The sequence below is a fragment of the Amycolatopsis sp. NPDC104587 genome (assembly GCF_055583645.1).
This window is the reverse complement of record NZ_JBVJNO010000006.1, coordinates 549,777-551,594: the sequence shown is the minus strand read 5'-3', so window position 1 is coordinate 551,594 and position 1,818 is coordinate 549,777. Positions and strand designations below refer to the sequence as shown.

1 protein-coding gene is annotated in these 1,818 nt (G+C 69.4%); it reads left to right on the top strand.

Going from position 1 to position 1,818, the window contains the following annotated elements; all coding sequences use genetic code 11:
• The first annotated feature begins 144 nt into the window (after positions 1-144).
• Positions 145-1,749 (top strand): M28 family peptidase, encoded by a 1,605-nt coding sequence (locus ACZ61C_RS21560; protein WP_465309297.1) that lies wholly within the window; start codon positions 145-147, stop codon positions 1,747-1,749.
• The last annotated feature ends 69 nt before the right edge of the window (positions 1,750-1,818 follow it).

Sequence of the window (1,818 nt, the reverse complement as noted above, 5' to 3'; positions counted from 1 at the left end):
TTCCCCTTCCCTCGTGAACGTCGCCCTTTGGAGAAGCCCTGATTCCACCACTTCCCCGGAAAGGTTCGGCCTGGGGGGCGCCCCTTCCCGGGAAAAGTGCCGCCCCCGGAGTTGTCCCCAACCCCCACCGAAGGAATCACCGCCATGAAGTGGAAGAGCAAGCTCGGCGCCGGGGTCACCGCCCTGGCCGCCGTCCTGGGTGTCGTGACGGCCCCGGCGGCCACCGCCGCGCCCGCCACGGCGCTCGCCGCGCCGGACATCTCGCTGGCCAACATCAAGACCCACCTCAACCAGCTGCAGACCATCGCCAACAACAACGGCGGCACGCGTTCCCCGCGCGGCGCGGGCTACGCGGCGTCGGTGTCCTATGTGGAGAACCTGCTCAAGAACGCGGGTTTCACCACGACCCGGCAGACGTGCACCAGCTGCATCGGCCAGTCGCAGAACCTGATCGCGGAGTGGCCGCAGGGTGACGCGAGCCAGGTGATCATGCTCGGCGCGCACCTCGACTCCGTGAGCGCCGGTCCCGGCATCAACGACAACGGCTCCGGCAGCGCGTCGATCCTCGAGACCGCGCTGACGCTGGCCCGCACCAACCCGGCGATGGCCAAGCGCGTCCGCTTCGCCTGGTGGGCCGACGAAGAGTCCGGCCTGGTCGGCTCGAAGTACTACGTCAACAACCTGCCCAGCGCCGAGCGCACGAAGATCAAGACCTACCTCAACTTCGACATGATCGGCTCGAAGAACTGGGGCTACTTCGTCTACGACGACGTCGCTTCGGTCAAGGCGATCTTCGACGAGTACTTCTCGTCCATCGGCATCCAGACCGAGGGCGACAGCGAAGGCGACGGCCGGTCCGACCACGCGTCGTTCAAGAGCGCGGGCATCCCGGTCGGCGGCCTCGCCACCGGCGCCGGCGACATCAAGTCGTCGGCCCAGGCCCAGAAGTGGGGCGGCACCGCGGGTGCGGCGTTCGACAACTGCTACCACCGCGCCTGCGACACGACGTCGAACATCCCGGACACCCCGCTGGAGAAGAACTCCGACGCGATCGGGTACGCGCTGTGGAAGCTGGCCGTCGCGACCAGTCAGGGCAACGACTTCTCGGTGAGCCTGAACCCGACCGCCGGGACTGTCCAACCGGGACAGTCGCTGCAGGTCGCCGTCAGCACCGCGACGACGTCCGGCAGCGCGCAGTCCATCTCGCTGTCGGCTTCGGGCCTGCCCGCAGGCGCGACCGCGTCGTTCAGCCCGGCGACCGTCTCCTCGGGCGGCTCCTCGACGCTGACCATCACGACGTCGGCATCGACCCCGACCGGCAGCTTCCCGGTGACGGTGACCGCGGACGGCGCGAGCGTCGACCACACGGCGTCGTTCACCCTCGGCGTCGGGACGTCGTCGTGCGCGCCGGTGACCAACGGGACCCGGCTGAACATCCCGGACTACCCCGGTGCCGCGGTGAACAGCACCGCGACGGTCGGCGGCTGCACGCGCAACGCGTCCAACGCCACCAAGGTCGAGGTGCACATCACCCACACCTACCGCGGTGACCTGGTCCTCGACCTCGTCGCCCCGGACGGCACGGCGTACCGGCTGAAGAACTCCAGCAGCGACTCGACGCCGAACCTCGACACCACCTACACCGTCAACGCCTCTTCGGAAGCCGCGAACGGCGCGTGGCAGCTGCGGCTGCGCGACGTCGGCCCGGCCGACACCGGTTACCTGTCCTCCTGGACGCTGACCGTCTGACCCCAGGGCGGGGGGGGGGGGAGGGGGCTCGCGGGCACCGACGGACGCGAACTAGCGAGCGTCAGTCGC